Origin of the sequence: Micrococcus lylae NBRC 15355 (assembly GCF_001570885.1) — a bacterium.
Lineage (GTDB): Bacteria > Actinomycetota > Actinomycetes > Actinomycetales > Micrococcaceae > Micrococcus > Micrococcus lylae.
Map to the genome: position 1 here is coordinate 26,963 of NZ_BCSN01000016.1, position 25,920 is coordinate 52,882.

Below are 25,920 nucleotides of genomic sequence, written 5' to 3' on the forward strand. Positions count from 1 at the left end.
GGGCGGGGACATCCCGAGCCGACGGCCGACGGGGACATCCCGAGCCGGCGGCCGTCCCGGGCCGGCTGCGGCCCCTAGACTGGGCGGCATGAGCAAGCACCGTGCCGCCCTCGACGCCCTGTCCGGACTGACCTTCGCCAAGGGGCACGGCACCGGGAACGACTTCGTCCTGATCGCCGACCCGGACGGCACCGTGGCCCTTGAGGCCGAGAAGGTGGCCGCGCTGGCCGACCGCCACCACGGCATCGGCGGCGACGGCGTCATCCGTGCGGTGCCCTCGAAGCACCTCGCCGAGGGGCAGGCTCTGCTGGCCGAGCATCCGGACGCCGAGTGGTTCATGGACTACCGCAACGCGGACGGCTCCGTGTCCGAGATGTGCGGCAACGGGGTGCGCGTGTTCGTGCACTTCCTGGTGTCCGAGCAGCTCGTGCCCCTCGAGCCGGGGCAGACCCTGGCGATCGGCACCCGCGCCGGCGTCAAGCACGTGACCCGCCTGGACCACGGCTACGCCATCGACATGGGTCCGTGGAGCTACATCGACCCGGAGCTGGCGCAGGAAGCGGCGTCGGACTCCGTGGTGGAGGCCGCGGGCCTGCAGGATCCCCGTCCGGCGCTGAGCATCTCCATGGGCAATCCGCACACCGTGGTGCCCGTGCAGTCCTTCGAGGACCTGGCCGAGCTGGACCTGACCCGCGCCCCGCACGTGGAGCCGGCCCCGGAGGGAGGCACCAATGTGGAGTTCGTGGCCGCCTTCGAGCCGATGATCCGCGACGGCGTCGGCCGGGTGAAGATGCGTGTGCACGAGCGCGGAGTGGGGGAGACCCGGTCCTGCGGCACGGGCGCCTGCGCCGCCGCCACCGCGATGCGCGCCTGGGCCGGCACCGAAGGCTGCGACTCCTGGCTCGTGGAGGTCCCTGGCGGCCTGCTGGCCGTCGACTTCCTCGCCCACGCCGACGGCACCGAGCACGTGGTCCTCGCCGGCCCGGCCGAACTGGTCTTCCGCGGCACCCTCGGCTGAACCCCTGGCACTTTCGTTCGGGAAACCGTCGAGTCCCGGAGCGCTTTCGTTCGGGAGAACGTCGCGTTCCGGGGTACTTTCGTTCGGAAGAACGTCGGGTTCGTCGTGCAGCCAACCCGACGCTCCTGCGACCGCCCGGCTGTGGGGCAGCGGGGCCGTCGCGCAGACGGCGAAGGTTTTCCACACCCGACCCATCCATGACGCAGAGCGTTATACTCCGAGTGCATGATCAGATCGTTCGGAAGCAAGGACACCGAGCGCATCTGGCACGGGGCCTACGTGAAGCGCATCGATCGAACGGTGCAGCGCGCGACCCTGAGGAAGTTGGAGATGATCAACGCCGCCCATGTGGTGGACGATCTCCGGATTCCACCGGGGAACCGCCTGGAACAGCTCGTCGGTGACCGACGTGGTCAGTACAGCATCCGTGTCAATACGCAGTGGCGGCTCTGCTTCGTCTGGACTGCTCTGCTTCGTCTGGACTGAAGGAGGAGCGGAGGATGTCGAACTCGTCGACTGCCACTGACCTGGACCTGATCGAGCCCGTCCATCCGGGCGAGATCCTCTTGGCGGACTTCATCCAGGGCTTCGACCTGTCTCAGAACCGCGTGGCGGTCGCCCTGGGCGTCCCGCCGCGCCGCATCAACGAGATCGTCCTCGGCAAGCGCGGCATCACCGCCGACACCGCCATTCGGTTGGCGCGCTACTTCGGCACATCGGAACAGTTCTGGATGAACCTTCAGGTCGACTACGAGCTGCGCATGCAGCATCGGGTGCTCGACGGGCAACTCGAGGAGATCCAGCCCCTGCAGGTCGCTTGAGCCCTCGGCGCCTCCCGCCCCGTCGGTGCTCGGTCTCTTCGTCGAATGCAGGTGTTCCGAGACTCGACGCTCTCCCGAACGAAAGCGCTCTGGAACTCGACCGTTTCCCGAACGAAAACGCTCGGGGCGGCGATCAGCTCTTCCTGCTCACCTTCAGGATCCGGAAGCCCTTCACGCTGTCCGCGCGCTCGGCGGTGAACTCGCTGGGCGCCCGCTGCTGGAGCATCGTGCGGATCCACGGCAGCAGCGAGTCCGCCCCGAGGTTCTTCTGCACCACCAGCCACGCCTGCCCGCCCGGGTTCAGCGCCGGCAGCCACCGCTGCAGCAGCGCATGCAGAGCCGGCTTGCCGATGCGGATCGGCGGATTGGACCAGATCAGGTCGAAGCCGGCATCCTCGGCCACCTCCTCCGGACGCACCGCCGTCACGTTGCCCGCGCCCACGGCGGCGGCGTTGTCCCGGCACAGCGCCAACGAGCGCTCGTTGACCTCCACCGCCGTCACCGTCGCGGCCGGGGACTGCAGCGCCATGCTCAGGGCGATCGGACCCCAGCCGGCGCCCACGTCCAGGAACGATCCCTCCGCCGGCGGCTGCGGCACCACCGACAGCAGGGCGCCGGTGCCCTTGTCGATCCCCTCGGGGGAGAAGACCCCGTTCGCGGTCTGCACGCGCACCTGCCGCCCGGCCAGCTCGACGCTGATCGTGCGGCGGCGTTCGGGGGTGCCGGGGTCTGCGGAGAAGTAGTGGGCGCTGCTGGTCACGGCCACGATCGTACCGGCGCCCCACCGGGACCCGTCCGCGGACAGAGCGGGCGGCGAACCGGCGCCCCGTGCACACCAGGCGCCGGATCGGTATGCTGTCCCGCATGTTCCTGATGTACCTCTGAGCCCACGGCTCGAGCACCGCTCGCCGACAGCTCCGCCCCGTCCGCACCCACCCGGTGCCGCCCGTGCGCGCCCCGCGTGCCACGGCTGACGGAGGCGACCAGGAACCCCCGCATGCCCGAGCAGGAGTAGGCGACCGTCCGTCGTCGTCAATCTCCTCCTGCACAGGGTGCGCCGCTTCCACAGCCTGTCGCTCCGGCGGTCCACCGCAGAGACCACCCACTACGCTTGAGACCCGGGCCCGCCGGCGCCCGCGCGGCACCGATGCCGCCGCCCCGGCCGGCCCAGAGGAGACCATGACCCAGAAGAACAGCCACACCCCGGACGTCGACCCCCAGCAGCCGGGGGATGACGACATCCAGGCCGTTATCGACCGCATCCTCGCCACCCACGGCGGCGCTCAGGACCAGACCCACGACGACGGCCGCTCGCCGGCGGCCGCCGACCTCGCCGCTGAGGACGGCTCGGCAGAGCGTGGCTCCGCCCTGTCCGGCCGGGCGCTCGCGCTCGACGACGGCGGCCATGGGCACACCGGCTACGACGGCGACCAGGATGAGCTCGCCGAGCGCAACGCCCTGCGCCGCGTCGCCGGGCTGTCCACCGAGCTCGAGGACATGTCCGAGGTCGAGTACCGCCAGCTCCGCCTGGAACGCGTGGTGCTCGCCGGCGTCTGGAGCGAGGGCACCGCCGAGGACGCCGAGAACTCGCTGCGCGAGCTCGCCGCGCTCGCCGAGACCGCCGGCTCCGAGGTCCTGGACGGCGTCATCCAGCGCCGCCACACCCCGGACCCGGCCACCTACCTCGGCAAGGGCAAGGCCCAGGAGCTGCGGGAGATCGTCGCCATGACCGGCGCGGACACCGTGGTGGTGGACTCCGAGATCGCCCCGTCCCAGCGCCGTGCGCTCGAGGACCTGGTGCGCGTGAAGGTCATCGACCGCACCGCCCTGATCCTGGACATCTTCGCCCAGCACGCGAAGTCGCGCGAGGGCCGCGCCCAGGTGGAGCTGGCCCAGCTCGAGTACCTGCTGCCGCGCCTGCGCGGCTGGGGAGAGTCCATGTCCCGCCAGGCCGGCGGCCGCGCCGCCGGCGGCGAGGGCATCGGCTCCCGCGGCCCCGGAGAGACCAAGATCGAGCTGGACCGCCGCCGCATCCGCACCCGGATGGCCAAGCTGAAGAAGGACATCGCGGGCATGAAGCCGGCCCGCGAGGCCAAGCGCGCCAACCGCCGCCGCAACAGGGTGCCCTCCGTGGCGATCGCCGGCTACACCAACGCCGGCAAGTCCTCCCTGCTCAACCGCCTCACCAAGGCCGGCGTGCTCGTGGAGAACGCCCTGTTCGCCACCCTGGACCCGACCGTCCGCAAGGCGGTCACCCCGGACGGGATCGGCTACACCCTCTCGGACACCGTGGGCTTCGTGCGCAACCTGCCCACCCAGCTGGTGGAGGCCTTCCGCTCCACCCTGGAGGAGGTCACGGACTCGGACGTGATCCTCCATGTGGTGGACGCCGCCCACCCGGACCCGGAAGGGCAGATCGCCGCCGTGCGCGGGGTGCTCGCCGAGGTGGACGCGCAGAACATCCCGGAGATCATCGTCCTGAACAAGGCGGACGCGGCAGATCCGGCCGTGATCGCCCGCATCCGCGCCAAGGAGCCGCACACCGCGGTGGTCTCCGCACGCACCGGCGAGGGCATCGAGGCGCTGGAGCAGCTGATCGCGGACACCATCCCGCGGCCGAACGTGCCGATGGAGGTGCTCATCCCCTTCACCCACGGCGAGCTCGTCTCCCGCCTGCACTCCCCGGACGCGGAGATCCTCTCCGAGACCTATGAGGAGGGCGGCACCCGCATGCACGTGCTCGTCCGGCCGGATGTGGCCGGGGAGATCGAGGCCTACCGCGTGGACCGGCAGGACTGATGGGGACGCAGCAGAGCACCCCGCGCACGGACCGCGAGCGCGAGGCCCTCGCGCTGCTGGACGCCGCCGTGGAGGCCACCGGCGGTCAGCACCGCGAGGGCCAGCGGGAGATGGTCCTGCAGGTCGCCCGGTCCCTGGAGTCCCGGCGGCACCTGCTGGTGCAGGCCGGCACCGGCACCGGCAAGTCGCTGGCCTACCTCATCCCGGCGCTGCAGCACGCCATGGAGCAGGAGGACCCCGTGGTGGTGGCCACCGCGACCCTCGCCCTCCAGGCGCAGATCATGCGCCGGGACGCGCCCCGGCTGATCGAGGCCCTCAGGGACGAGCTCCCGCGCGAGCCGGTGGTGGCCCTGGTGAAGGGCCGTTCCAACTACCTGTGCCGACACAAGGTGGACGGCGGCTACCCCGGGGACGAGGACGCCGAGACCCTCTTCACCGTGGCGGACGACGGCGGCATGCTCTCCACCGAGGCGGATGACGAGTCCGGTCCCACCACCTCCCTCGGGCGCGAGGTCGTGTACCTGCGCACGTGGGCCGAGCAGACGGAGACCGGTGACCGGGACGACCTCGAGGTCCCCGTCACGGACCGCGCCTGGCGGCAGGTCTCGGTCTCCGCGACCGACTGCCTCGGCGCCTCCAAATGTCCCGTGGCCGAAGAGTGCTTCTCCGAGCGCGCCCGCGCCAACGCCGCCGACGCGGACGTGGTGGTCACCAACCACGCGATGCTCGCGATCTCCGCGTTCGAGGGCCTGGCCGTGCTGCCGGAGTACTCGGCGGTGATCGTGGACGAGGCCCATGAGCTGCAGGACCGGGTCACCGGCGCGGTCACCGGGCAGCTGTCCGGCTCGATCGTGCTGGGAGCGGCCACGTCGTTGCGCCGCCACGGCACCGTGGCCGTGGAGGACCTCGTCGCGGCCGCAGCGAGCCTGGACGCCGCCTTCACCCCCTGCCCCTCCGGGCTGCTGGCCACCGGCCTGGACGACGCGCAGGAGACCGCGCTCAACGCCGTGCTCGCCGCCGTCCGGCAGTGCCTGTCCGACCTCGGCACCGGCAAGGAGACCGAGACCGACGGCGGCCGTCAGATGGCCCGGGCCCGCGCTCTGGACGTGCTCGAGGTGACCGAGCGGATGCTCGCCGCACGGCCCGAGGCCGACTTCCCGGAGGTCGTCTGGGCCACCCGTCCCGGCCACTTCGAGCCCGGAGTCGGCTGGCAGCCCGGCAACGAGGAGGACCCGCCCCAGCTCTACGTGGCCCCGCTCTCGGTGGCCGGCAAGCTGCGCGAGGGGCTGTTCGGCGCCGCCACTACTGTGCTCACCTCCGCCACCCTGACCGTGGGCACGGGCGAGCGCCGCTTCGACTCCGTGGCCGGGGACGTGGGCCTGGCCGGACCGGACGCGCCGAGGTTCACGGTCGCGGACGTCGGCAGTCCCTTCGACTATCCGCGGCAGGGGGTGCTCTACGTGGCCCGCCACCTTCCCAAGCCGGGCCGCTTCGCCTCCGAGGAGTCCCTGGACGAGCTCGAGCGGCTCATCACCGCCTCCCGCGGCGGGGCGCTGGGTCTGTTCTCCTCCCGCCGGGCCGCCGAGGACGCCGCCGAGGCCATGCGCCGCCGGTGCGGGAAGGACATCGAGATCCTCTGCCAGGGCGACGCCACCCTCTCCGCGCTGGTCAAGCAGTTCGCCGAGGAGCCGGACACCTGCCTGTTCGGCACCATGAGCCTCTGGCAGGGCGTGGACGTCCCGGGCCCCTCGCTGCGCCTGGTGGTGATCGACCGCATCCCGTTCCCACGTCCGGACGACCCGCTCTCCCTGGCCCGCACCCGTGCGATCAGCAGCCACGGCGGCAACGGGTTCATGGCGGTCTCCGCCACCCACGCCGCCATCCGCCTGGCCCAGGGCGCCGGCCGTCTCATCCGCTCCGTGCAGGACAGGGGCGTGGTGGCCGTGCTCGACTCCCGTCTGGCCACCGCCCGCTACGGCGGCTTCCTCGCCTCGGCCCTGCCGGACTTCTGGCGCACCACGGACCCGACGGTGGTGGAAGGCGTCCTCGGCCGCCTCGCCGCGTCCGTGGATCAGGACGGCTGACGCCGCCTTCCCGACGACGGCTCCTCACCTGCACGAAGCCCCTCACCCGGGTGAGGGGCTTCGTGGCGCCGGGCGGTGCGGCTCAGAGGGCGCGGAGCACGGTGACGACGCGGCCCATGATCGTGGCGTGGTCTCCCAGGATCGGCTCGTAGGCGGTGTTCTGCGGCAGCAGCCAGGTGTGGCCGTCGCGCTGACGGAAGGTCTTCACGGTGGCCTCGTCGTCCATCAGGGCGGCGACGATGTCCCCGTTCACGGCGGTGTTCTGGCGGCGGACCACCACCCAGTCGCCGTCGCAGATGGCGGCGTCCACCATCGAGTCACCGGAGACCTTGAGCATGAACAGCTCGCCCTCGCCGGTGAGGCGGCGGGGCAGTGCCATGACGTCCTCGACCTGCTGGTCGGCGAGGATCGGCCCACCGGCGGCGATGCGGCCGACCCACGGCACGGGGACGGAGTCTCCCTCCTCCGTGCCGGTGTGCCATGTGGGCAGCGCCGAGACCACGGCGTCGCCGTCGGCGGACGTCGCGCCGGCTGCGGCCTCACCGGCGGCCTCGCCGGAGGCGGCCAGGAGTGTCCCGTCCTCGTCCCGCAGCACCTCGAGGGCACGAGGGCGGCCCGGGTGGCGGCGCAGGTAGCCGAACTGTTCGAGGCGGGTGAGCTGGTGCTTCACGGAGGAGAGTGAGCCCAGGCCGGCGGCGTCGCCGATCTCGCGCATGGACGGCGGGTAGCCGTGCTCGGCGATGGACGCGCGGATCGTCTCCACGATCGCGCGCTGGCGCGGCGTGAGGGTCTGCGGCGTCCCGGTGGGGTGCTCAGGGGGCTGAGGAGTGGCCATGGCGGTCCGTTCCTGCTCGGCGGCGTCGGCGGTGTTCCCTATCGTGTCCGCCCCTTGTGGTCTGCTGTCCGGCGTCACCTGGAGAGGGTCGTCCACGGGTGGAACCCGTGGCTCGACCGTAGCCCAGGAGACCGACCGGTTCAAAGATATGTTCGAACTCGGCATGGCGTGTCTCGAAGACGTGTGCTAGAAAAGTGTTCGAACAGATCGAACGGATGTTCGAACAGCCTGCTCCGGCAGGTGGAAAGGCAAGGCAGCACCATGAACGCTCGCACCCGCTCCGTCACCCGCACCGGCACCGTCCAGGCCGCCGACTGGCGGCTGAACCGCCGCGGCCGCTTCGTCCTGCGCGGCCTGCCCGTGATGGTGCTGGCGGCCGTGCTCACCGCTCTGGCGGCCACGGCCCTGTCCATCACCCTGTCCCCGGCGGCCGTGTCCTCCAATCAGGCCGGCGCGGAGCTGGAGAAGGTCACCGTGATGCCCGGTGACAACCTGTGGGACATCGCCGGCCGTGTGGATCCGGCGGCCGACCGCTTCGCCACCATGGAACGCATCACCGAGCTCAACGGCCTCGAGGGCCGCACCCTCGAGACCGGCGACGACCTCTTCGTGCCGGCCATGGCGGACTGACCCGCCCGTGCCGGCCATGGCCGACTGCACCGGCTGGATCCCCGCACGTCGTGCCCCCGATCCCTTCATATCCTCCTCTTGCGCAGGAACGATCCCGCGGCTCCCGGCTGATCACAGGCCTGCTCCAGACCCCGCCGCCGCCCGGCGTGCTTCCCCCTCTGTCGCTGCCCGCGCCCTCGGGCGTCACGCGGCGGCCGCCGGCGGCGGCGGTTCCTAGACTGATCGCCATGACCGATCTGGACGCCCTCCCGCTCCGCGAGTCCCTGAAGGGGCAGAGTCCCTACGGTGCGCCCCAGCTGGACGTCACCGTCGCGCTGAACACCAACGAGAACACGCATCCGGTGCCTCCGATCGTGGCCGACGCCATCGTGCAGTCGGTCGCCCGGGTCGCCGGCGGTCTCAACCGCTACCCGGACCGTGAGTTCGTGGAGCTGCGCGAGCGTCTGGCGGACTACCTCGGCCACGGCCTCACCCCGGAGCACCTCTGGGCGGCCAACGGCTCCAATGAGGTCCTCCAGCAGATCCTGCAGGCCTTCGGCGGCCCGGGCCGCTCCGTGCTGAGCTTCCTGCCCTCCTACTCCATGTATCCGCTGCTGGCCTCCGGCACGGACACCGAGTTCATCGACGGCGGCCGCGCCGCGGACTACACGCTCTCCGCCGAGCACGCCGCGGCCTGCATCCGCGGCCACCGCCCGAACCTCGTGTTCCTGGCGTCCCCGAACAACCCGACCGGCACCGCGCTGTCCCTGGACACCATCCGCGCCGTCTACGACGCCACGGAGGAGGTCGCCGCCGCGGGCGGTCCGGCCGCCATGGTCGTGGTGGACGAGGCCTACGCCGAGTTCGCCCTCGCCGGCACCGAGCCGGCCCTCACCCTGCTCGATGGCCGACCGCGCCTGGTCGTCACCCGCACCATGTCCAAGGCCTTCGCCCTCGCCGGCGTCCGCCTCGGCTACATGGCCGCGGACCCGGCGGTCTGCGACGCGCTTCGCCTTGTGCGCCTGCCCTACCACCTCTCCGCCGTGAACCAGGCGACCGCCAACGCGGCCCTGCAGCACGTGGACGCGCTCCTGGAGACCGTGGAGGAGATCAAGGTGCAGCGCGACCGGATCGTGGACACCCTCCGCGACTACGGCCTCACCCCGGCCGTCTCGGACTCGAACTTCGTGTTCTTCGGCGGCCTCGAGGACGCGCACGCCGTCTGGCAGGGCCTGCTGGAGCGCGGCGTGCTCGTCCGGGACGTGGGCATCCCGCACCATCTGCGCGTCACCGCCGGCACCGAGGAGGAGACCACCGCGTTCCTCACCGCACTGGCCGAGGTGCTCGGCCGCTGAGACCGAGGCGGCACCGCACCGCCCGCCTCCGTACGATGGGAGGCGATTCCCCGAACCGCCCGATCGCCCGGCCCGTCGCCGGCGACCGCACCCAGAGAGGACCGCCGTGGCAGCAGAGCTCGTCTCCGGACGCCGCGCCCGCATGCAGCGCACCACCAGCGAGTCGGACGTGTACGTCGAGATGGACCTCGACGGCACCGGCACCGCCGAGATCTCCACCACCGTGCCGTTCTACGACCACATGCTCACGGCGCTGTGCAAGCACTCGCAGATGGACCTGACCGTCCGGGCCACGGGCGACACCCACATCGACGTGCACCACACGGTCGAAGACGTCGCCATCACCCTCGGAGAGGTCCTCAAGGCCGCCCTCGGGGACAAGCGCGGCATCCGTCGGTTCGGCGAGGCGTCGGTGCCGCTGGACGAGGCGCTGGCGCGCGCCGTCGTCGACGTCTCCGGCAGGCCGTACCTGGTGCACGAGGGCGAGCCGGAGGGGCAGCAGTACCACCTGATCGGCGGCCACTTCACCGGCTCCATGACCCGCCACGTGTTCGAGTCGATCACGTACCACGCCTCCATCTGTCTGCACATGGACGTGGTGCGCGGCCGGGACCCGCACCACATCGTGGAGGCCCAGTTCAAGGCCTTCGCCCGCGCCCTGCGCGCGGCCGTGGAGGACGACCCGCGCGTGAACGACATCCCGTCCACGAAGGGCGCCCTCTGATGGCGAGCCCGACCTCCGTCCCCGGCGTGAGGCCGACCGTCGCCGTCCTGGACTACGGCTCCGGCAACGTCCACTCCGCCGTCCGTGCGGTCGAACGCGCCGGCGCGACCGTGGAGCTGACCGACGACGCGGACACCGTGCTGAACGCGGACGGCCTGCTCGTCCCCGGCGTCGGCGCCTTCTCCGCCGTGATGGAGGCGCTCGCGGCCTCCGGGGGCACCCGCTGGATCGGCCGCCGCGTGGCCGGAGGCCGCCCCGTGCTCGGCATCTGCGTGGGCCACCAGGTCCTCTTCGACGAGGGCGTGGAGCACGGCGTGCGCACCGAGGGCATGGGGGAGTGGCCCGGTCTCGTCGAGGAGCTGCAGGCGGACGTGCTGCCGCACATGGGCTGGAACACCGTCCGCCCGCCCGAGGACACCGTGCTCTTCCGCGGCGTCGAGGACGAGCGGTTCTACTTCGTCCACTCCTACGGCGTGCTGAGGTGGCAGTTCGACCAGTCCATCTCCGCCATGAAGCCGCCGCAGGTCACGTGGGCCCACCACGGCACGGACTTCGTGGCGGCCGTGGAGAACGGGCCGCTCTCGGCCACGCAGTTCCACCCGGAGAAGTCCGGGGACGCCGGCCTGCAGCTGCTGGCCAACTGGCTGGGGTCCCTCTGATGCCGTACTGGTCCATCCTCTACCTCGGCCTCGGCGGCATCCTGCTCGGCGCCGCCTGGTCGCTGCGTTCCCAGCGCGCCCCATGGTGGGCCGTCGCGATCGCGCTGGTGCTCGCCGTGATGGCGATCGCCGCGGCGTTCCTCACCGTCCCCTGACGGGTCTGCGGGCTGTGGGCCCGCCTGACGAACCACGACGACGGCCGCCCACCTGCGGTGTCCGTCCCACCCCCTGAACCCCCGAAGAAGGGATCACCCCCATGACCTCCTCCCGCAAGGCCCTCGAGCTGCTCCCGGCCGTGGACGTCCAGGACGGCCAGGCGGTCCGCCTCGTCCAGGGCGAGGCCGGCTCCGCCACCGGCTACGGCGACCCGTTGGCCGCCGCCCTGGACTGGCAGAACGCCGGCGCCGAGTGGATCCACCTGGTGGACCTGGACGCCGCCTTCGGCCGCGGCGACAACCGGGACGTGATGAAGCGCGTCGTCGAGGAGCTGGGCGTGAAGATCGAGCTCTCCGGCGGCATCCGGGACGACGCCTCCCTGGAGAACGCCCTGGCCATGGGCGCCACCCGCGTGAACCTCGGCACCGCGGCGCTGGAGGACCCGGAGTGGACCGCCCGCGTCATCGAGCAGTACGGCGAGCAGATCGCCGTCGGCCTGGACGTGCGCGGCACGGTGCTGGCCGCCCGCGGCTGGACCAAGGAGGGCGGGGACCTCTGGGAGGTCCTCGAGCGCCTCGAGCAGGCCGGGTGCTCCCGCTACGTGGTCACCGACGTGACCAAGGACGGCACCCTCAAGGGCCCGAACACGGAGCTGCTCGCCCAGATGTGTGCCGCGACCACCAAGCCGGTGGTGGCCTCCGGCGGGATCTCCTCGCTGGAGGACGTCGCCGCCCTGGCTGCCATGGTGGACCAGGGCGTGGAGGGGGCCATCATGGGCAAGGCCCTCTACGCCGGCCGCTTCTCCCTGGAGCAGGCGCTGGCCGTGGCCGCCGGGGCCACCGTGGACGAGGCCCGTGCCGCGCACCCGTTCGAGGCCGCCGAGTGACCGGCGGGGACACCGAGCACACCGTCGACGTCCCGCAGCCGGGCAGCCGCGAGCTGCCGGGCCACATCCGCGCCGCTCTGGACCGGATGCGGGAGAAGACCGCGGGGGAGAACACCGCGGACACCGCCGGCGTCCCCTGGCAGGGGCGGGACCTCTCCGGGCCCGGCCTCGAGGGGTCGAAGAACCCGTTGCACGTCTTCGACGAGGACGACGGCACCAGCCCGGCCGAGTGGACCGAGGTCATGGCTCGGCTGGAGACCAGCGAGGCGGACGAGACGCACGTGACGAAGGTCCTCTCCGGGATCCGCGTCTTCGCCGCCGTGGTGCCGACCCTGGCCGTGGACGAGTCCGACGTGCACGACCATGCGGACCACTCCGGCCACGAGCACGACCTGTCCGAGGGGGACAAGGCCGCCGACGTCGCCCTGGTGACCATGCGCGCCGCCGACGGCCGGCAGGCGCTGCCCGTCTTCACCTCCGTCCCGGCGCTGACGGCCTGGAATCCGCAGGCCCGGCCGGTGGCGGTGTGGATGCCGCGCGCCTGCCTGTCCGCCGTGGACGAGGGCTGTGAGCTCGTGGTGGTGGATGCCGGTGCCGAGCATACCTATGTGGTGCGCCGCCCCGCCGTGTGGGCGCTGGCCCAGCAGAAGGACTGGACCCCGTCCTACTGGGATCAGGAGATCGCCCAGGAGATCGGTTCGGTCGCGGACCTTGTTCCCGGTCTGCTGAATCTGGGCCTGGCACCGGGCACCGGCGTGGCCACCGAGTCCGCCTCCGGCACGGTCATGAACGGCGGCGGCTCCGGCCCGGAGCTGCAGGTCGTCGCGATGCCGGAGAAGGGGGCGGACGAGACCTCCGTGCGTCTGATGACCACCACCCTGCGGATGCTGCTGGCCGACCTGCCGCTGCTGGCCGAGCGGGCGGACTCCGTGCAGATCACCGTGCGCCGCTGAGCACACCGGGTGCGGGGTCGGAACGGGTGTCTGTCCGCCGCCGGGGCATGGCCGGCGCGCAGGCTGCCCGCGCGCCGGGACCTCGTACGGTCAGGACAGGTGGCGGCCGAGGCGGGCGAACACCCGTGCCAGGACGGCCAGGTCCTGCTCGGACAGAGCGTCGAGGAAGAGCTCGTCCACGTCGCGGGCGTGCAGGACGGCCGCGCGCCGGAAGGCCTGGGCGCCGGCATCGGTGAGGGACGCCTCCTTGCCGCGGCCGTCGTCCACGGCGTCCTGCCGGACGACCAGCCCGCGCCGGGCCAGTGACCCGATCAGATAGGTCAGCCGGGACGGTGAGAACACGAGCTTCCGGGCGAGTTCGCCCATCCGGAGCCGGCGCTCCGGGGCCTCGGTGAGCAGGAGCAGGACGTTGTAGTCCGCCAGGGACAGGCCTGTCTCGGCACGCAGCGACTGCTCGAGGCGCTGCGTCAGCATGGCACTGGACTCGAAGTAGGAGCGCCACACGTCGCGGCGGCCTGACGGCGACGGGGCATCGACGGTCTCCATGGTCCTCCTCCCGGCTCTGACGGTTCCGTGCCCTGCCGGTGTCAGGGCCTTCCCAGTATGGCCGCGAACGGTGTCTCGGTGGGGGAGGGTGCCTGTGCCGTGGGCATGTCCGCAGGCGGCAGCCTCACAGAGGCCTCGGGCGGGCGGGGTGCGGCCCGCTCCCGCAGCACCGCATGGGCCAGGTCCGCTCCGGCGCCTGCGATGCGTACGTCGAGGGCCCCGGCGCCGTCCGCCGTGGCCGGTCCGCCGCCCCAGTCGTCCGTTGCGGCGAACACTCCGTGCGGCAGGGCCGTGGCCCCCAGCTGGGCGAACAGCGGCCGCAGGGAGGTGTCCAGCACGAGGCTGTGGCGGGCCGTGCCGCCGGTCGCGGCCAGCAGGACGGGCACGCCCCGGAGCGCTCCGTCCTCCACGAGCTCCCAGAACGCCCGGGCCATCCCGGCCATGGAGGCCTTGTAGGTGGGGGCCACCACCACGAGGGCGTCGGAGGCGAGCACCGTGTCCAGCGCCCTGTCCAGGTGGGGTTCGCGGACCGTGCCCAGATGGGCCTGTGCCACCGCCGTGGCGAGCGGGCGCAGGGGCACCTGGGCCGTCTCCACATCGAGGCCGTGGGCCTCCAGCTCCCGCCGGGCGGCGTCGTGAAGGCGCGTGGACAGGCGGGTGGTGAGGGACGGCTCGCCCATGCCGCCGGACACGGCGGTCAGCCGGACGGGCGCGTCGGAGGCGTGGGACGCCGTCGGGAAGGAAGGGGTGTTCATGCTCATGCCTCCGCCGCCGCGGCGCGCTCGCGACCGGCAGGAGAGTCCGCTGTGCCGCCGGGCACCGGAGCCTGCCCGCGGCGGGCCCGCTCCACGAGGAAGGCATGGGTGGGTGCCTCGGGGACATCCGACGGCTTCCGGGCGGCGAACTCCCGGCGCAGTGTCGGCAGCACGTGTTCGCCGAACAGGTCGATCTGCTCCAGCACCACGTCCGTGGGCAGGCCGGCGTGGTCGATCAGGAACATCTGGCGCTGGTAGTCGCCCACCCATTCGCGGAACTCGAGGGTCCGCTCGATCACCTGCTGCGGGGAGCCCACGGTGAGCGGGGTCAGGCGGCTGAACTCCTCCAGAGACGGGCCGTGGCCGTAGACCGGGGCGTTGTCGAAGTAGGGGCGGAAGCGGCGCACGGCCTCCTGGGAGTCCCGGTGCATGAAGGCCTGCCCGCCCAGGGCCACGAAGGCCTGGTGGGCGGCGCCGTGGCCGTAGTGCTCGTATCGCTGGCGGTACAGGCGGACCATGCGGATCACGTGCTCCTTGTTCCAGAAGATGTTGTTGTGGAAGAAGCCGTCGCCGTAGTAGGCGGCCTGCTCGGCGATCTCGGGGGAGCGGATGGAGCCGTGCCAGACGAACGGGGCCACGCCGTCCAGAGGCTGCGGGGTGAGGGTGAAGTCCTGCAGCGGCGTGCGGTGGCGGCCGGACCAGGTGACGGACTCCTCATGCCAGAGCCGGTGCAGCAGGTGGTAGTTCTCCACGGCCAGCTCGATGCCCTGCCGGATGTCCTTGCCGAACCACGGGTACACGGGGCCGGTGTTGCCCCGGCCCAGGGTGAGGTCCACCCGGCCGTCCGCAAGGTGCTGCAGGTAGGAGTAGTCCTCTGCCAGGCGCACCGGGTCCATGGTGGTGATCAGGGTCGTGGCGGTAGACAGGATGATCCGCTGCGTGGCCGCGGCCAGGTAGGACAGCAGGGTCGGCGGGTTGCCGGGCGCCACGAACGGTGGATTGTGGTGCTGGCCCGTGGCGAAGACGTCGAAGCCGGCCTGTTCAGCGTGACGGGCGATCCTGACGGTGTCCTTGATGCGCTGATGCTCGGTGGGAGTGGTGCCGGTGGTGGGGTCGGTGGTGATGTCGCCGATGGTGAAGACGCCGAACTGCATGGTGCTCACGCTCTCCTTGGGGCCGGGCGGAACTTGTCCAAAACTGAACTATGCGGTCCAACGAGGCGGAGGGGCGGGGTATTCCCTGGTATCGGGCGGGGAAGGGCATAAAGATGGGCATGGCCTCCCGTGTCTTCGACCCCGCAGGCGGACGCCCCCGGCCGCGGGCCTCGGATGCCTGGGTGATGGAGGGCACCGAGGGGCAGACCCAGCGGACCCTGGTGCTGCCCCGTCTGGCCCTGGACGTCTCGGGCGAGGTCCCTGTGCAGGACGTCGAGGGGCGCGTGATGGGCCGGGTCCGCATCCAGGACACCCCCGGCACCGAGAGGCTGTCCTGCGCTCGCGACCTCACCATGTGGGAGGCCGACGGCACCTTCGCCTTCACTGCCCGGGACGTGCTGGGCCTGGACCGCTGCGTGGTGGAGCTCATGGACGCCGGGGGCCGCCCGCTGGCCGTGGTCCGGCGCTCCCGTACCCTGGCCGGGGTGGAGGTCGTCACCGAGGTCCGCGACGGCACTCGCCTGGTGCTGCACGGCGACGCCCTGGAGGGCTCCTACCACCTCACTGCGGGCCCCGGCGTGGCCGCTGCCGTGCGCACCACGGCTCCGGGCCACCCTGAGTGGACCGCGGGGGTCACCCAGGTGGTCGTCGCGATCGACCCGGTCGCCCCGCGCATCGTGCGCCTGGCCATCCTGGGCACCATCCTGGCCCTGGACCTCACCCGTACCGCGGCGCAGATGCGCGTCTGAGCCGCCCCGGCCCCCCGCGGGAGCCCCAGGGTGCGTTGCCCAGGACGGCGGGCGGCGTCGTCGTGCTCGGCGGTCCGCCGGTCGTCCGGCGCAGGTGTGAGAGCGCCCTCCACGCCCTAGGATGGCCCGGTGGATTTCACCGCCTACCGCCGTCTGCTGCTGGACCCGCGCATCCGCAGCCTGCTGGCCGTGGGATTCGTGGCCCGCTTCCCGAACACCGCCGCCGGCGTGGTGTTGACCCTGCACGTGGCCACCACCCTGGGGCTGGGCTACGGCATGGCGGGCATCGCCACCGCGGTGATGACCCTGGGCATCGCCATCGGCTCGCCCTGGCGCGGAAGGGTGCTGGACCGGCGCGGCGTGCGCCGGACCCTGCTGCCCTCGGTGATCGCGGTGGCCGTGCTCTGGCCGGTGGTCCCGCACCTGCCCTATGCGCTGATGCTGGTGGGCGTGTTCCTGGCCGGGCTGCTGGCCCTGCCGATCTTCTCCATCGTCCGTCAGGGCCTGGGCGTGATGACCCGCGGACGGGACCGCCAGACCGCCTTCTCCCTGGACTCCATCATCACCGAGACGGTGTTCATGGTGGGTCCGGCCCTCGGGGCCGTGGTGGCCACCCTGGGCTCCACCGCCCTGGGGCTGACCGTCATCGGGCTCTCGGCGGCCGCCGGCGGCATCGTGCTCATGGTCTCGGATCCGCCCACCCGCTCCAGCCAGCTGACCGGACCCTCCGTGCCGGGTGCCTATACCGCCGCCGAGGACCAGGAGCGCGCCGTGGAGCAGGCCGGGCAGGGCGGCCCGGTCAATCCGGGCGCCGGCGCGGCCGAGCTGATGACCGGGGCGCTCCCCGTGGTCACAGGGGCGCTGCCGGCGGTCACCGGCTCCCTCCCGGTGGTCTCCGCCGACACCCAGGACCAGGCTGCTGTCCGCGCTCCACGTCAGCGGCGCCGGCTGACCGCCGGGCAGCGGATGGCCCTGCTGCGCGGCCAGTTCTCCTGGCTGACCGGGCGGGTGGCCGCTGTCTACGCGGTGGCCATGGCCGCCGGCATCCTGCTGGTGGGCACCGAGGTCTCCGCCATCGCGGAGCTGGAGCAGACCGGCCAGGAGGGGGCGGTGGGCATCGTGCTGGCCTTCTGGTGCGGGGCCTCCGCGGTGGGCGGCCTGCTCTACGGTGCGATGGCTCGGGCCGTGTCTCCGCTGGTGCTGATGGCCCTGTTCTCCGTGTCCACCCTGCCCATGGCGCTCGTGGACGGTCTCTGGGTGCTCGCGGCGGTCTCCGTGCTCTCCGGGCTGTTCACCGCCCCCACCCTGGCCTCGGCCTCCTCCACGGTCTCCCTGCTGGTGGCCGAGGAGCGCCGCGGCGAGGCCATGGGCTTCTACGGCTCGGCCATGACCGCCGGATCCGCCATGGGCGCCCCGCTGGCCGGGGTGTTCATCGACTCCGTGTCCCCGGAGGCCGGCTATGTGTTCGCCGTGGCCGTCTCCCTGCTGCTGGTGGGCGTGGCCGCGCTGCTGGGCGCCCGCGGCCGGCGCCGGGCCTGATGTGCGTCGGCCCCCTGTGGCCGAACGACCGGCGTCGCCGCCCGATGACGGTCACACGCTCTGCACGGGCACGGTCTCTTCGTGGTCCAGGACACAGTCCGTCACAGGTTTCATTCCTGCTGGTCCCCGTGTTCCACTGACAGTGGACCCTGTTCTTGATCACGACACCTCGACCTCTGTGAGGAGATCACGATGACCGCTGTCGCCGCCGGCCCTGAGGCCACCGACGTCCCGAAGGATCCCGCCGCCGCGGACCGCCCCACCCTCCGCGAGCTCGCCGAACGCGACAGCGTGGACTACATCCTGGCCACCTTCGTGGACATGACCGGCCGTGCCTGCTCCAAGCTGGTGCCCGTCTCCGCCGCCGAGGAGCTGGAGGCCGGCGGCATGGGGTTCTCCGGCTTCGCCGCCGGCAACATCGGACAGGGCCCGCAGGACCCGGACCTGCTGGTCCTGCCGGACCCGGACTCCTGGATGCCGCTGCACTTCCTGCAGGAGGGCCTGGCCATGGTCCAGTGCGATCCGCACGTGGAGGGCCGTCCGTGGCCCTATGCCCCTCGCGTGATCCTGCGCAACACCCTGGCCCGTCTGGCGGCGAGGGACATGACCGCGATGGTCGGCGCGGAGCTGGAGTACTTCATCCTGCGCCGCACCGAGGACGGCGGCATCGCCACCGGCGACGACGAGGACACCTCCCCGAACCCCTGCTACGACGCCCGCGGCGTCACCCGCATGTTCGACCACCTCACCACCGTGGCCGCCGCCATGAACGAGCTGGGCTGGGACAACTACGCCAACGACCACGAGGACAGCGCCGGCCAGTTCGAGCAGAACTTCAAGTACGCCGACGCGCTGACCACTGCGGACCGGGTGATCGCGGCTCGCTACATCATCTCGATGATCGCCCACCGGGAGGGCTACGTCGCCTCCTTCATGCCCAAGCCGTTCACCGAGCGCGCCGGGTCCGGCCTGCACATGCACCTCTCCCTCTGGGACGGTGGCACCCCGCTGTTCCCGGATGCCGAGGACGACCGCGGGCTGGGCCTGTCCGAGACCGCCTACGGGTTCATCGGCGGACTGCTGGAGCACGGTCCGGCGCTGCAGGTCTTCCTGGCGCCCACCGTCAACTCCTACAAACGGGCCAACGCCACCACCACCGTCTCCGGCGCCACCTACGCCCCGCAGATGTCCACCTACGGCGGCAACGACCGCACCCAGTCCATCCGCGTGCCGGAGGGCAACCGAGTAGAGCTGCGCACCGGCGACGGCGCCGGCAACCCGTACCTGATGATGGCCTCCGCCCTGGAGGCCGGCCTGGACGGCATCGACCGCAGCCTGGACCCGGGCGACCCCGCCGAGCCGGGCGGCAACTCCGCTGGCGCCAAGCGCCTGCCGATGACCCTGCTCCATGCCGTGGACGCCCTCCGCGCCGACGAGACCATCCTGGGCTGCCTCTCCGGTGACCGGGAGATCGGCGAGTACTACGCGAGTCTGAAGGAGACGGAGTTCTTCACCTGGCACAACCGGGTCAGCGACTGGGAGGTCGAGACCTACCTCACCCAGATCTGACCTCGTCCTGAGACTGCTTCGCCCCCGGGGCCGGCGACGGCCCGGCCCCGGGGCACAGGACCGGCACCCGCGCCGGAGCCGACACAGTGACCACCGTGAGAGAGGAGACCGCCGATGTGCGGGATCGCCGCCCTGCAGATCAAGAATCCCGAGATGGGCCCGCAGCTGGGAACCCTGCTGCACTCCATGACCTGTGACCTGATCGAGCGTGGCCCGGACTCCGCCGGACTCGCCGTCTACGACGATCCTCAGACCATGCAGGGTGCGGCCAGCCTGGTCTCACTGCTGGGCATCGATCTGCCGCTGCCGGCCGCTGAGCTCGCCGACCGCCTGACGGAGCGGCTCGAGGGCGCTGAGACCACCGTGGAGGCCGTGGGGCACACCACCCTGGTCCGTTCCCAGGCGTCCACCGACGCCCTGCTGCAGGCCCTGGAGGAGCTCGCCCCGGAGGCCTCGGTGATCGGCCAGGGCTCCCATGTGGCCGTCATGAAGGGCGTGGGCAATCCTCGTGAGGTCGCCTCCGCCCACGGCCTGGAGGCGATGTCCGGGACCCGCGGCGTCACCCACACCCGCATGGCCACCGAGTCCGCGGTGACGGCCGCCGGCTCCCACCCCTACTCCGTCGCGGACGATCTCTGCCTGGTGCACAACGGCTCCTTCTCCAACCACCTCACCGTGCGCGACGAGCTGGAGCGCCACGGAGTGCGCTTCGGCTCGGACAACGACTCCGAGGTGGCTGCCCGGTATGTGGCGTCCCAGCTGGAGGAGGGCGCGGACCTCGAGACCGCCCTGCTGCGCCTGGGCGAGGTGTTCGACGGCTTCTACACCCTGGTGGTGACCACTCGGGACGGGATGGCCGTGGTGCGTGATCCCATCGCCTGCAAGCCCTGCGTGGTGGCCGAGACCGACGACTGGGTCGCGGTGGCCTCCGAGTTCCGGGCGCTGTCCGAGCTGCCCGGCATCGAGTCCGCCCGCGTGTTCGAACCCGAGCCCGGCCGCGTCTACACCTGGTGACCTCCGGGTCGGACATGTCCGTCCCGAACGCACTGCCCCGCCGCGCCCGATCCGAGACCCCCTCCAGGAGTGATCCCCGCATGAGCACCCTCCCGACCGCCGCACCGCGGCATCCCGCCGAGGCCGACGCCGCCGAGCACGTGAGTGTCGACCTGGCCGAGCAGTCCGTCCGCGAGCTCAACGCCGCCCTGCACGACCCCGCCGCCACTGCCACCCGCTGGACCGTGACCCATCCGCGTGGACTGCATTCCATCGCCGTCGGCGTGGACCGCGAGGTGCGGGTCGACGTCGAGGGCCACGTCGGCTACTACTTCGGCGGCATGAACAAGCACGCCACCCTCACCGTCTCCGGCAGCGCCGGGCAGGGCCTGGCGGAGAACATCATGTCCGGCCGTGTCCACGTCCACGGGGATGCCTCCCAGTCCGCCGCCGCGACCGGCCGGGGCGGGCTCGTGGTCATCGACGGCAACGCCTCCGCCCGCTGCGGGATCTCCATGAAGGGGGTGGACATCGTCGTCGGCGGCAGCGTGGGCCACATGTCCGCCTTCATGGCCCAGGCCGGCCGAATGGTGGTCTGCGGCGACGCCGGGGAGTCCCTCGGCGACTCGATCTACGAGGCCCGCCTCTACGTGAAGGGGTCGGTGGCCTCGCTGGGCACCGACTGCGTGGAGAAGCAGATGCGGGACGAGCACCGCCGGGAGCTCGCCGGGCTGCTGCAGGCGGCCGGGCGCACCGAGTCCCCGGAGGAGTTCCGCCGCTACGGCTCGGCTCGGCGGCTCTACCACTTCACCGCCGACAACTCGAAGGCCTACTGAGCCCGTTCCGGCTGGGCCGCCCGCTGCGGCCCGGATGCCCCGCCCGAGCAGACACACCCGCCTGTCCCCGTACAGGGACGTCACGGAGAGGACACCCCTCATGCCCCAGCAGAACCAGACCGCAGCCCAGGTCCGCGCGGACGCCGTGCCCGGGCCCGGCGACCATGGCCTGCGCGAGTCGGCCACCTTCGACCGCGCCACCATCCACGCCATCCAGCGTGCCGCCGAGACCGGTGTCTACGACATCCGAGGATGGGGTGCCAAGCGGCGGGTCCCGCACTTCGACGACCTGCTCTTCCTGGGAGCCTCCGTCTCCCGCTATCCCCTGGAGGGCTACCGGGAGAAGTGCGCCACCGACGTGGTGCTGGGGGACCGGCACGCGAAGACCCCGCTGCATCTGGACATCCCGATCACCATCGCCGGCATGAGCTTCGGCGCGCTGTCCGCCAACGCCAAGGAGGCCCTGGGCACCGGAGCCTCGGCCGTGGGCACCTCCACCACCACCGGCGACGGCGGCATGACCGATGAGGAGCGCGACCACTCCGACACCCTCGTCTACCAGCTGCTGCCCTCCCGCTACGGCATGAACCCGGACGACCTGCGGCGGGCCGACGCCATTGAGGTGGTCGTGGGCCAGGGCGCCAAGCCCGGCGGTGGCGGCATGCTGCTGGGCCAGAAGATCACCCAGCGGGTGGCCGAGATGCGCACCCTGCCGCAGGGCATCGACCAGCGCTCGGCCTCCCGACATCCGGACTGGACCGGCCCGGACGACCTGGAGATCAAGATCGGCGAGCTGCGTGAGATCACCGACTGGGAGAAGCCGGTGTTCGTGAAGGTCGGCGCCACCCGCCCCTACTACGACACCTCCCTGGCGGTGAAGGCCGGGGCGGACGTCGTGGTCCTGGACGGCATGCAGGGCGGCACCGCCGCCACCCAGGAGGTGTTCATCGAGCACGTCGGCATCCCGATCCTGGCGGCCGTGCCCGAGGCCGTCCGTGCCCTGAAGGACATGGGCATGCACCGGAGGGTCCAGCTGGTGGTCTCCGGCGGGATCCGCAACGGCGCCGACGTCGCCAAGGCCATGGCCCTGGGCGCCGATGCGGTGTCCATCGGAACCGCCGCGCTGATCGCCCTGGGAGACAACAGCCCCCGCTACCGGGACGAGTACGCCGCCCTGGGGTCTGCCCCGGGCTACTACGACGACTTCCAGGACGGCCGAGACCCGGCCGGCATCTCCACCCAGGATCCGGAGCTCTCCGCCCGGCTGGACCCGGTGGAGGGCGGTCGGCGGGTGGAGAACCTGCTGCGGGTGATGACCATGGAGGCCCAGACCATCGCCCGGGCCTGCGGCAAGTCGGACCTGCGCCACCTCGAGCCGGAGGACATGGTGGCCCTGACCCTGGAGGCCTCCGCCATGGCGAAGGTCCCGCTGGCCGGCACCGACTGGATCCCCGGCACCCGCTGACCACCGCTCCGCAGGACCACTGGACCACGGAAGGACACGCCCCGGAGGTCCGCCGCGCCGTGGCTGTGACGTGGACCGGCGGTGCCGCTCGGCCCGTGGCCGGCGGGATGGGGCACAATGCTGTCCATGACTGCCCAGGTTCCCTCCGCCCCGGCTCCCGGCGAGCCGGATCCGCTGTCCGAGACCGCCGCCGTGCCTCTGGGCGGACGGGTGCCCCCCGTTGAGGGCAGGCAGCAGGGGACGACGGCGGCGCCGCCTGCGGCGGATCCCGCCCCGGCGATCCCCGCGGACTCCTCTGTGGGGGAGGATCCGGAGGAGCCGGTGGGCGGGCGTCTGGAGCGTTCCATCGGCGACCAGGTGAAGTTCTACCGCACCGCGCTGGGGATGACCGCCACCGAGCTGGCCAGTGTGACGGGCCTGTCCAAGGCGATGATCTCCAAGATCGAGCGGGCCGCCACCTCCTGCTCCCTGAAGACCCTGGACCTGCTGGCCACCGGCCTGGGCATCCCGGTCACCGAGCTGTTCCGAGGCCTGGACCGCAAGCACCAGGCGGTGCACACCGCCGCAGCCGAGGGGGCCGTGGTGGTCCGCTCCGGCTCCGCCTCGGGCGTGGAGTACCGCACCCTCGGGGCCCTGCCGCACCGGACCAAGTCGATGCGTCCGGCCCTGATCACCTTCGCCGAGGGCGCTGACATCTCAGAGACGTTCCAGCATCCGGGCAGCGAGTTCATCCATGTGCTGGCCGGCGCGCTGGTCTACGCCCACGGCGACCACCGGTATCACCTGCGCACCGGGGACTCGCTCTACTTCGACGGGGAGGCTCCGCACGGGGTGGCCCAGCTGCTGGCCACCCCGGTGCGGATGCTGTCAGTGGTGGACGCCCCTGCCGGCTCGGGCTCCGACGGGCACAACTGAGCCGACGGGCACGGCCGGACCGCCCCCGGGACGTCGGTCAGGAGTCGTAGCGGGCGCCCTCGGGCTTGGGCGGCATGACCAACAGCACGATCATGACGATCCATCCCACGGCCGGGATCAGACCCAGCAGGACCAGCCAGCCGCTCATGTTCGCATCGTGCAGCCGACGCACGGCCAGGCCCAGCATGGGCAGGATGTGGGCGACGGTGAACACGAACATCAGGAGGGAACCGACGATGTTCTGGTCCGGCAGACCGGAGGAGGTCGTCCCGGCCGCGTCCACCGCAGCCGTGACCTTCCTCACCGGCGGAGCGGGACGGGGCGGGGCGGGGCGGGACATCAGGCCGGGCAGCGGCCCGGTGAGTCGGGACCGCCCGGGCCGCTCGACCTGCCGCCTGCCCGCGCGGCACACTGGTGTCCATGGACTCTGGGTTCTTCGCCGGACGGCTGGCGCACACGGACGTGCTGCACATGCAGCAGACGACCTCCTTCATGTCCAACGACTTCGAGGTCACCGATGCCCAGGAGCGGCCGGTGCTGCGGGTGCGCACCACCGGCTCCGGCGCGAGCCGCTTCTTCATGGGCAACCGGTCCTTCGTGATCGAGGACGCGGAGACCGGCCGCACGCTGTTCGGCTTCGAGGACGTGGTCACGTGGGGCCGGGACCGGATGTCCATGGTGGACGCCGAGGGCCTGCCGCTGGCCCGCCTGCGCCGGGAGCACGCGTTCTTCAGCACCAAGGTGAGCTGCCAGGTGGTGGACGGCACCGAGTTCGAGATCGTCGGCAACGCCTGGGGAAAGGCCTACCAGGTCCACGCCCGCGGGGTGCAGATCGCCGCCGTCGAGCGGCGCTGGGCGGGTCTGTCCCGCGGACTCATGGGGCACTCCCGCTACGAGGTGACGCTGGACCCGTCCATGCCGCCCATCGTGCGCTGCGCCGTGGTCGGCACCGTCCTGGGCCTGGACCTGATGCGGGCGAAGGACCAGTCGAGCAGCTAGACGGAGGCGAGCGGACGTCGTCGTCGGTTCGGCCGGGGCGTGTAGGCGCCCTGACCGCACCGTGACGCCGGCAGGCCCGCCCGGGCGGCTGACCGCGCCGGCGGGACTAGACTGCCGCGGGTGGACTTCGGCGCCTACTTTCGGCTTCTCAAGGACTCGCGCATCCGGAACCTGCTGGGCGTGGGGTTCATCGCGCGCTTCCCGCACAGTGCGGCGGGCGTGATCCTGACCTTCCACGTCGCGGCGACGATGGGCCTGGGGTACGGCACCGCCGGCTTCGTGGTCGCGGCCATGACGCTGGGCATCGCGGTGGGCGCCCCCTGGCGCGGCCGGGTGATCGACAACAAGGGCCTGCGCCGCGCCCTGATCCCCTCGGTGATCGGTGAGGCGCTGATCTGGCCGGTGGTGGCGTATCTGCCGTTCCCGTTCATCCTTGCCGGCGTCTTCCTCGGCGGCGTGCTCACCGTTCCGGTGTTCTCCGTGGTGCGGCAGGGGCTGGGCGTGCTGGCCAAGGGCCGGGACCGGCAGACGGCGTTCGCCCTGGACTCGATCATCACCGAGGGCGTGTTCATCATCGGCCCGACGCTCGGCGGCATCATCGCGGCCACCGGCAACTCGTCGCTGGGCCTGGTGGTCGTGGGCCTGTCCGGCGCGGTGGGCGGCGCCCTGCTGATGTGGTTCAACCCGCCGACCCGCTCCTGGCAGCTGGAGGCCGGCCCGCAGCGCGAGGACGCCTATACGGAGGAAGAAGACCGTGAGCAGGCGGTGGCCCAGGCGGTCACCGGCGCCCCCATGCACCTGGACGTGGCGGCGGCGGACCTGGCCACCGGCGCGATCCCGGTGGTCACCTCCGCCATCCCGGCCGTGACCGGTGCCCTGCCGGTGATCAAGGCGGACGGCTCCGGGCCGGTGTCTCCGGATGCCCGGACCCGCCGGACCGGGCGCGCCGAGCGCCTGCGGCAGTGGCGCCGGAACTCGTTCGGGTGGATGAACCGGGCCTCGGTGGCCACGCTGCTGGTGGCCGTGGGCGCCGGCTTCTGCCTGATCGGCACCGAGGTGTCCATCATGGCCACGCTGCAGCACGCGGGGCAGGCCGCCTCGGTGGGTGTGGTCTTCGCCCTGTGGTGCGGTGCCTCCGCGGTGGGCGGGGTGTTCTACGGAGCCACGCATCGGGACGTCTCCCCGACCGTCCTGATGGGCCTGTTCGCCCTGGCCTCCCTGCCGATGGCCCTGGCCTGGGATCTGTGGTCCCTGGCGCTGCTGTCCATCCCGTCCGGCCTGCTCACCGCGCCCACGCTGGCGGCGGCATCGGGCCGCCTGTCCCGGCTGGTGCCGGAGGAGCGCCGCGGTGAGGCGATGGGCTTCTACGGTTCCTGCATGACGGCCGGCTCGGCGGCAGGCGCCCCGCTCTGCGGTGCCGCGATCGAGGCCTTCTCCCCGGTGGCCGGCTTCTACACGGCCGGTGCGGTGGGCGCGGTGATCGCCGTGGCCTCCCTGCTGC

At 72.1% G+C, this 25,920-nt stretch carries 27 protein-coding genes; 21 read left to right on the top strand and 6 right to left on the bottom strand.

The genetic code is table 11. The features are described from left to right. Positions 1-88: 88 nt before the first annotated feature. The 3 genes from dapF to MLY01S_RS04980 all read left to right on the top strand — a co-directional run bounded on the left by dapF (position 89) and on the right by MLY01S_RS04980 (position 1,839). Positions 89-1,018, top strand: coding sequence for a diaminopimelate epimerase (gene dapF / locus MLY01S_RS04970; RefSeq protein WP_067189888.1), 930 nt, complete (start codon positions 89-91; stop codon positions 1,016-1,018). A 225-nt stretch (positions 1,019-1,243) separates the two neighbouring features. Then, on the top strand, positions 1,244-1,504 hold the full coding sequence (locus MLY01S_RS04975) for a type II toxin-antitoxin system RelE/ParE family toxin (RefSeq protein ID WP_067189890.1): 261 nt from the start codon (positions 1,244-1,246) through the stop codon (positions 1,502-1,504). Positions 1,505-1,518: 14 nt separating this feature from the next. Next, positions 1,519-1,839 carry a HigA family addiction module antitoxin gene (locus tag MLY01S_RS04980; RefSeq protein ID WP_067189892.1) on the top strand — a complete coding sequence of 107 codons (321 nt, stop codon included), beginning with the start codon at positions 1,519-1,521 and terminating at the stop codon, positions 1,837-1,839. Positions 1,840-1,972: 133 nt separating this feature from the next. Here MLY01S_RS04980 and MLY01S_RS04985 read toward each other — a convergent pair whose 3' ends face one another. Further along, complete coding sequence (locus tag MLY01S_RS04985; RefSeq protein ID WP_067189944.1) at positions 1,973-2,608, bottom strand: class I SAM-dependent methyltransferase; 636 nt, start codon at positions 2,606-2,608, stop codon at positions 1,973-1,975. Positions 2,609-3,018: 410 nt separating this feature from the next. Here MLY01S_RS04985 and hflX point away from each other — a divergent pair, with 410 nt between their 5' ends. Then, complete coding sequence (hflX, locus tag MLY01S_RS04990) at positions 3,019-4,638, top strand: GTPase HflX (RefSeq protein WP_067189894.1); 1,620 nt, start codon at positions 3,019-3,021, stop codon at positions 4,636-4,638. After that, positions 4,638-6,722 (top strand): ATP-dependent DNA helicase, encoded by a 2,085-nt coding sequence (locus MLY01S_RS04995; RefSeq protein ID WP_067189896.1) that lies wholly within the window; start codon positions 4,638-4,640, stop codon positions 6,720-6,722. The genes hflX and MLY01S_RS04995 overlap by 1 nt, the downstream gene beginning before the upstream one ends. 82 nt (positions 6,723-6,804) lie before the next feature. Here MLY01S_RS04995 and lexA read toward each other — a convergent pair whose 3' ends face one another. After that, positions 6,805-7,557 carry a transcriptional repressor LexA gene (gene lexA, locus MLY01S_RS05000; protein WP_067189898.1) on the bottom strand — a complete coding sequence of 251 codons (753 nt, stop codon included), beginning with the start codon at positions 7,555-7,557 and terminating at the stop codon, positions 6,805-6,807. A gap of 261 nt (positions 7,558-7,818) precedes the next feature. Between lexA and MLY01S_RS05010 the strand changes: the two genes are divergently transcribed. The 7 genes from MLY01S_RS05010 to MLY01S_RS05035 all read left to right on the top strand — a co-directional run bounded on the left by MLY01S_RS05010 (position 7,819) and on the right by MLY01S_RS05035 (position 12,899). Next, a complete protein-coding gene (locus MLY01S_RS05010) occupies positions 7,819-8,187 on the top strand; it encodes a LysM peptidoglycan-binding domain-containing protein (protein WP_067189902.1) in 369 nt (122 codons plus the stop codon). A gap of 227 nt (positions 8,188-8,414) precedes the next feature. Beyond that, positions 8,415-9,521 (top strand): histidinol-phosphate transaminase, encoded by a 1,107-nt coding sequence (locus MLY01S_RS05015; RefSeq protein WP_067189903.1) that lies wholly within the window; start codon positions 8,415-8,417, stop codon positions 9,519-9,521. A gap of 142 nt (positions 9,522-9,663) precedes the next feature. Then, positions 9,664-10,245: an imidazoleglycerol-phosphate dehydratase HisB gene (gene hisB / locus MLY01S_RS05020; RefSeq protein WP_174520637.1), complete on the top strand. Its 582-nt coding sequence runs from the start codon at positions 9,664-9,666 to the stop codon at positions 10,243-10,245. Next, complete coding sequence (gene hisH, locus MLY01S_RS05025; protein ID WP_067189907.1) at positions 10,245-10,904, top strand: imidazole glycerol phosphate synthase subunit HisH; 660 nt, start codon at positions 10,245-10,247, stop codon at positions 10,902-10,904. Before hisB ends, hisH begins: the two co-directional genes overlap by 1 nt. Further along, entirely contained in the window at positions 10,904-11,059 is a 156-nt protein-coding gene (locus MLY01S_RS12615; protein ID WP_167635517.1) for a CG2302 family histidine operon protein, read from the top strand. Before hisH ends, MLY01S_RS12615 begins: the two co-directional genes overlap by 1 nt. Positions 11,060-11,160: 101 nt before the next feature. Beyond that, entirely contained in the window at positions 11,161-11,946 is a 786-nt protein-coding gene (gene priA, locus MLY01S_RS05030; RefSeq protein WP_067189909.1) for a bifunctional 1-(5-phosphoribosyl)-5-((5-phosphoribosylamino)methylideneamino)imidazole-4-carboxamide isomerase/phosphoribosylanthranilate isomerase PriA, read from the top strand. After that, a complete protein-coding gene (locus MLY01S_RS05035) occupies positions 11,943-12,899 on the top strand; it encodes an SseB family protein (protein WP_067189914.1) in 957 nt (318 codons plus the stop codon). The genes priA and MLY01S_RS05035 overlap by 4 nt, the downstream gene beginning before the upstream one ends. A gap of 90 nt (positions 12,900-12,989) precedes the next feature. Here MLY01S_RS05035 and MLY01S_RS05040 read toward each other — a convergent pair whose 3' ends face one another. From MLY01S_RS05040 to MLY01S_RS05050, 3 genes are read right to left on the bottom strand one after another with little or no spacing between them, the layout of a single operon-like run. Further along, complete coding sequence (locus MLY01S_RS05040; RefSeq protein ID WP_067189919.1) at positions 12,990-13,445, bottom strand: MarR family winged helix-turn-helix transcriptional regulator; 456 nt, start codon at positions 13,443-13,445, stop codon at positions 12,990-12,992. 41 nt (positions 13,446-13,486) lie between these two features. After that, entirely contained in the window at positions 13,487-14,200 is a 714-nt protein-coding gene (locus tag MLY01S_RS05045) for a CE1759 family FMN reductase (protein ID WP_067189921.1), read from the bottom strand. 2 nt (positions 14,201-14,202) lie between these two features. Continuing rightward, positions 14,203-15,354, bottom strand: a complete 1,152-nt coding sequence (locus MLY01S_RS05050) for an LLM class flavin-dependent oxidoreductase (RefSeq protein WP_067189946.1) — start codon at positions 15,352-15,354, stop codon at positions 14,203-14,205. 119 nt (positions 15,355-15,473) lie between these two features. Between MLY01S_RS05050 and MLY01S_RS05055 the strand changes: the two genes are divergently transcribed. From MLY01S_RS05055 to MLY01S_RS05085, 7 genes are all read left to right on the top strand, one after another. After that, complete coding sequence (locus MLY01S_RS05055; RefSeq protein WP_135103356.1) at positions 15,474-16,103, top strand: hypothetical protein; 630 nt, start codon at positions 15,474-15,476, stop codon at positions 16,101-16,103. A gap of 129 nt (positions 16,104-16,232) precedes the next feature. Next, a complete protein-coding gene (locus MLY01S_RS05060) occupies positions 16,233-17,642 on the top strand; it encodes an MFS transporter (RefSeq protein ID WP_067189925.1) in 1,410 nt (469 codons plus the stop codon). A gap of 192 nt (positions 17,643-17,834) precedes the next feature. After that, positions 17,835-19,211 carry a type III glutamate--ammonia ligase gene (gene glnT / locus MLY01S_RS05065; protein ID WP_067189927.1) on the top strand — a complete coding sequence of 459 codons (1,377 nt, stop codon included), beginning with the start codon at positions 17,835-17,837 and terminating at the stop codon, positions 19,209-19,211. A gap of 114 nt (positions 19,212-19,325) precedes the next feature. After that, positions 19,326-20,225 (top strand): class II glutamine amidotransferase domain-containing protein, encoded by a 900-nt coding sequence (locus MLY01S_RS05070; RefSeq protein ID WP_067189929.1) that lies wholly within the window; start codon positions 19,326-19,328, stop codon positions 20,223-20,225. 80 nt (positions 20,226-20,305) lie between these two features. Then, entirely contained in the window at positions 20,306-21,040 is a 735-nt protein-coding gene (locus tag MLY01S_RS05075) for a GltB/FmdC/FwdC-like GXGXG domain-containing protein (RefSeq protein WP_082739726.1), read from the top strand. Positions 21,041-21,140: 100 nt separating this feature from the next. After that, the gene (locus MLY01S_RS05080; protein ID WP_082739727.1) at positions 21,141-22,505 is read left to right on the top strand and encodes an FMN-binding glutamate synthase family protein; all 1,365 of its coding nucleotides are present in this window, start codon (positions 21,141-21,143) and stop codon (positions 22,503-22,505) included. Positions 22,506-22,631: 126 nt separating this feature from the next. Beyond that, positions 22,632-23,420, top strand: a complete 789-nt coding sequence (locus tag MLY01S_RS05085) for a helix-turn-helix domain-containing protein (protein ID WP_082739732.1) — start codon at positions 22,632-22,634, stop codon at positions 23,418-23,420. 37 nt (positions 23,421-23,457) lie between these two features. Here the strand turns inward: MLY01S_RS05085 and MLY01S_RS05090 are convergent, their stop codons facing one another. Beyond that, positions 23,458-23,724 carry a DUF805 domain-containing protein gene (locus tag MLY01S_RS05090; protein ID WP_167635516.1) on the bottom strand — a complete coding sequence of 89 codons (267 nt, stop codon included), beginning with the start codon at positions 23,722-23,724 and terminating at the stop codon, positions 23,458-23,460. 116 nt (positions 23,725-23,840) lie between these two features. Here MLY01S_RS05090 and MLY01S_RS05095 point away from each other — a divergent pair, with 116 nt between their 5' ends. Both MLY01S_RS05095 and MLY01S_RS05100 read left to right on the top strand, forming a co-directional pair. After that, the gene (locus MLY01S_RS05095) at positions 23,841-24,419 is read left to right on the top strand and encodes an LURP-one-related/scramblase family protein (protein ID WP_067189933.1); all 579 of its coding nucleotides are present in this window, start codon (positions 23,841-23,843) and stop codon (positions 24,417-24,419) included. 120 nt (positions 24,420-24,539) lie between these two features. Beyond that, positions 24,540-25,920, top strand: a 1,381-nt coding sequence (locus MLY01S_RS05100; protein ID WP_067189935.1) for an MFS transporter, incomplete at its 3' end; no start/stop codon positions are given.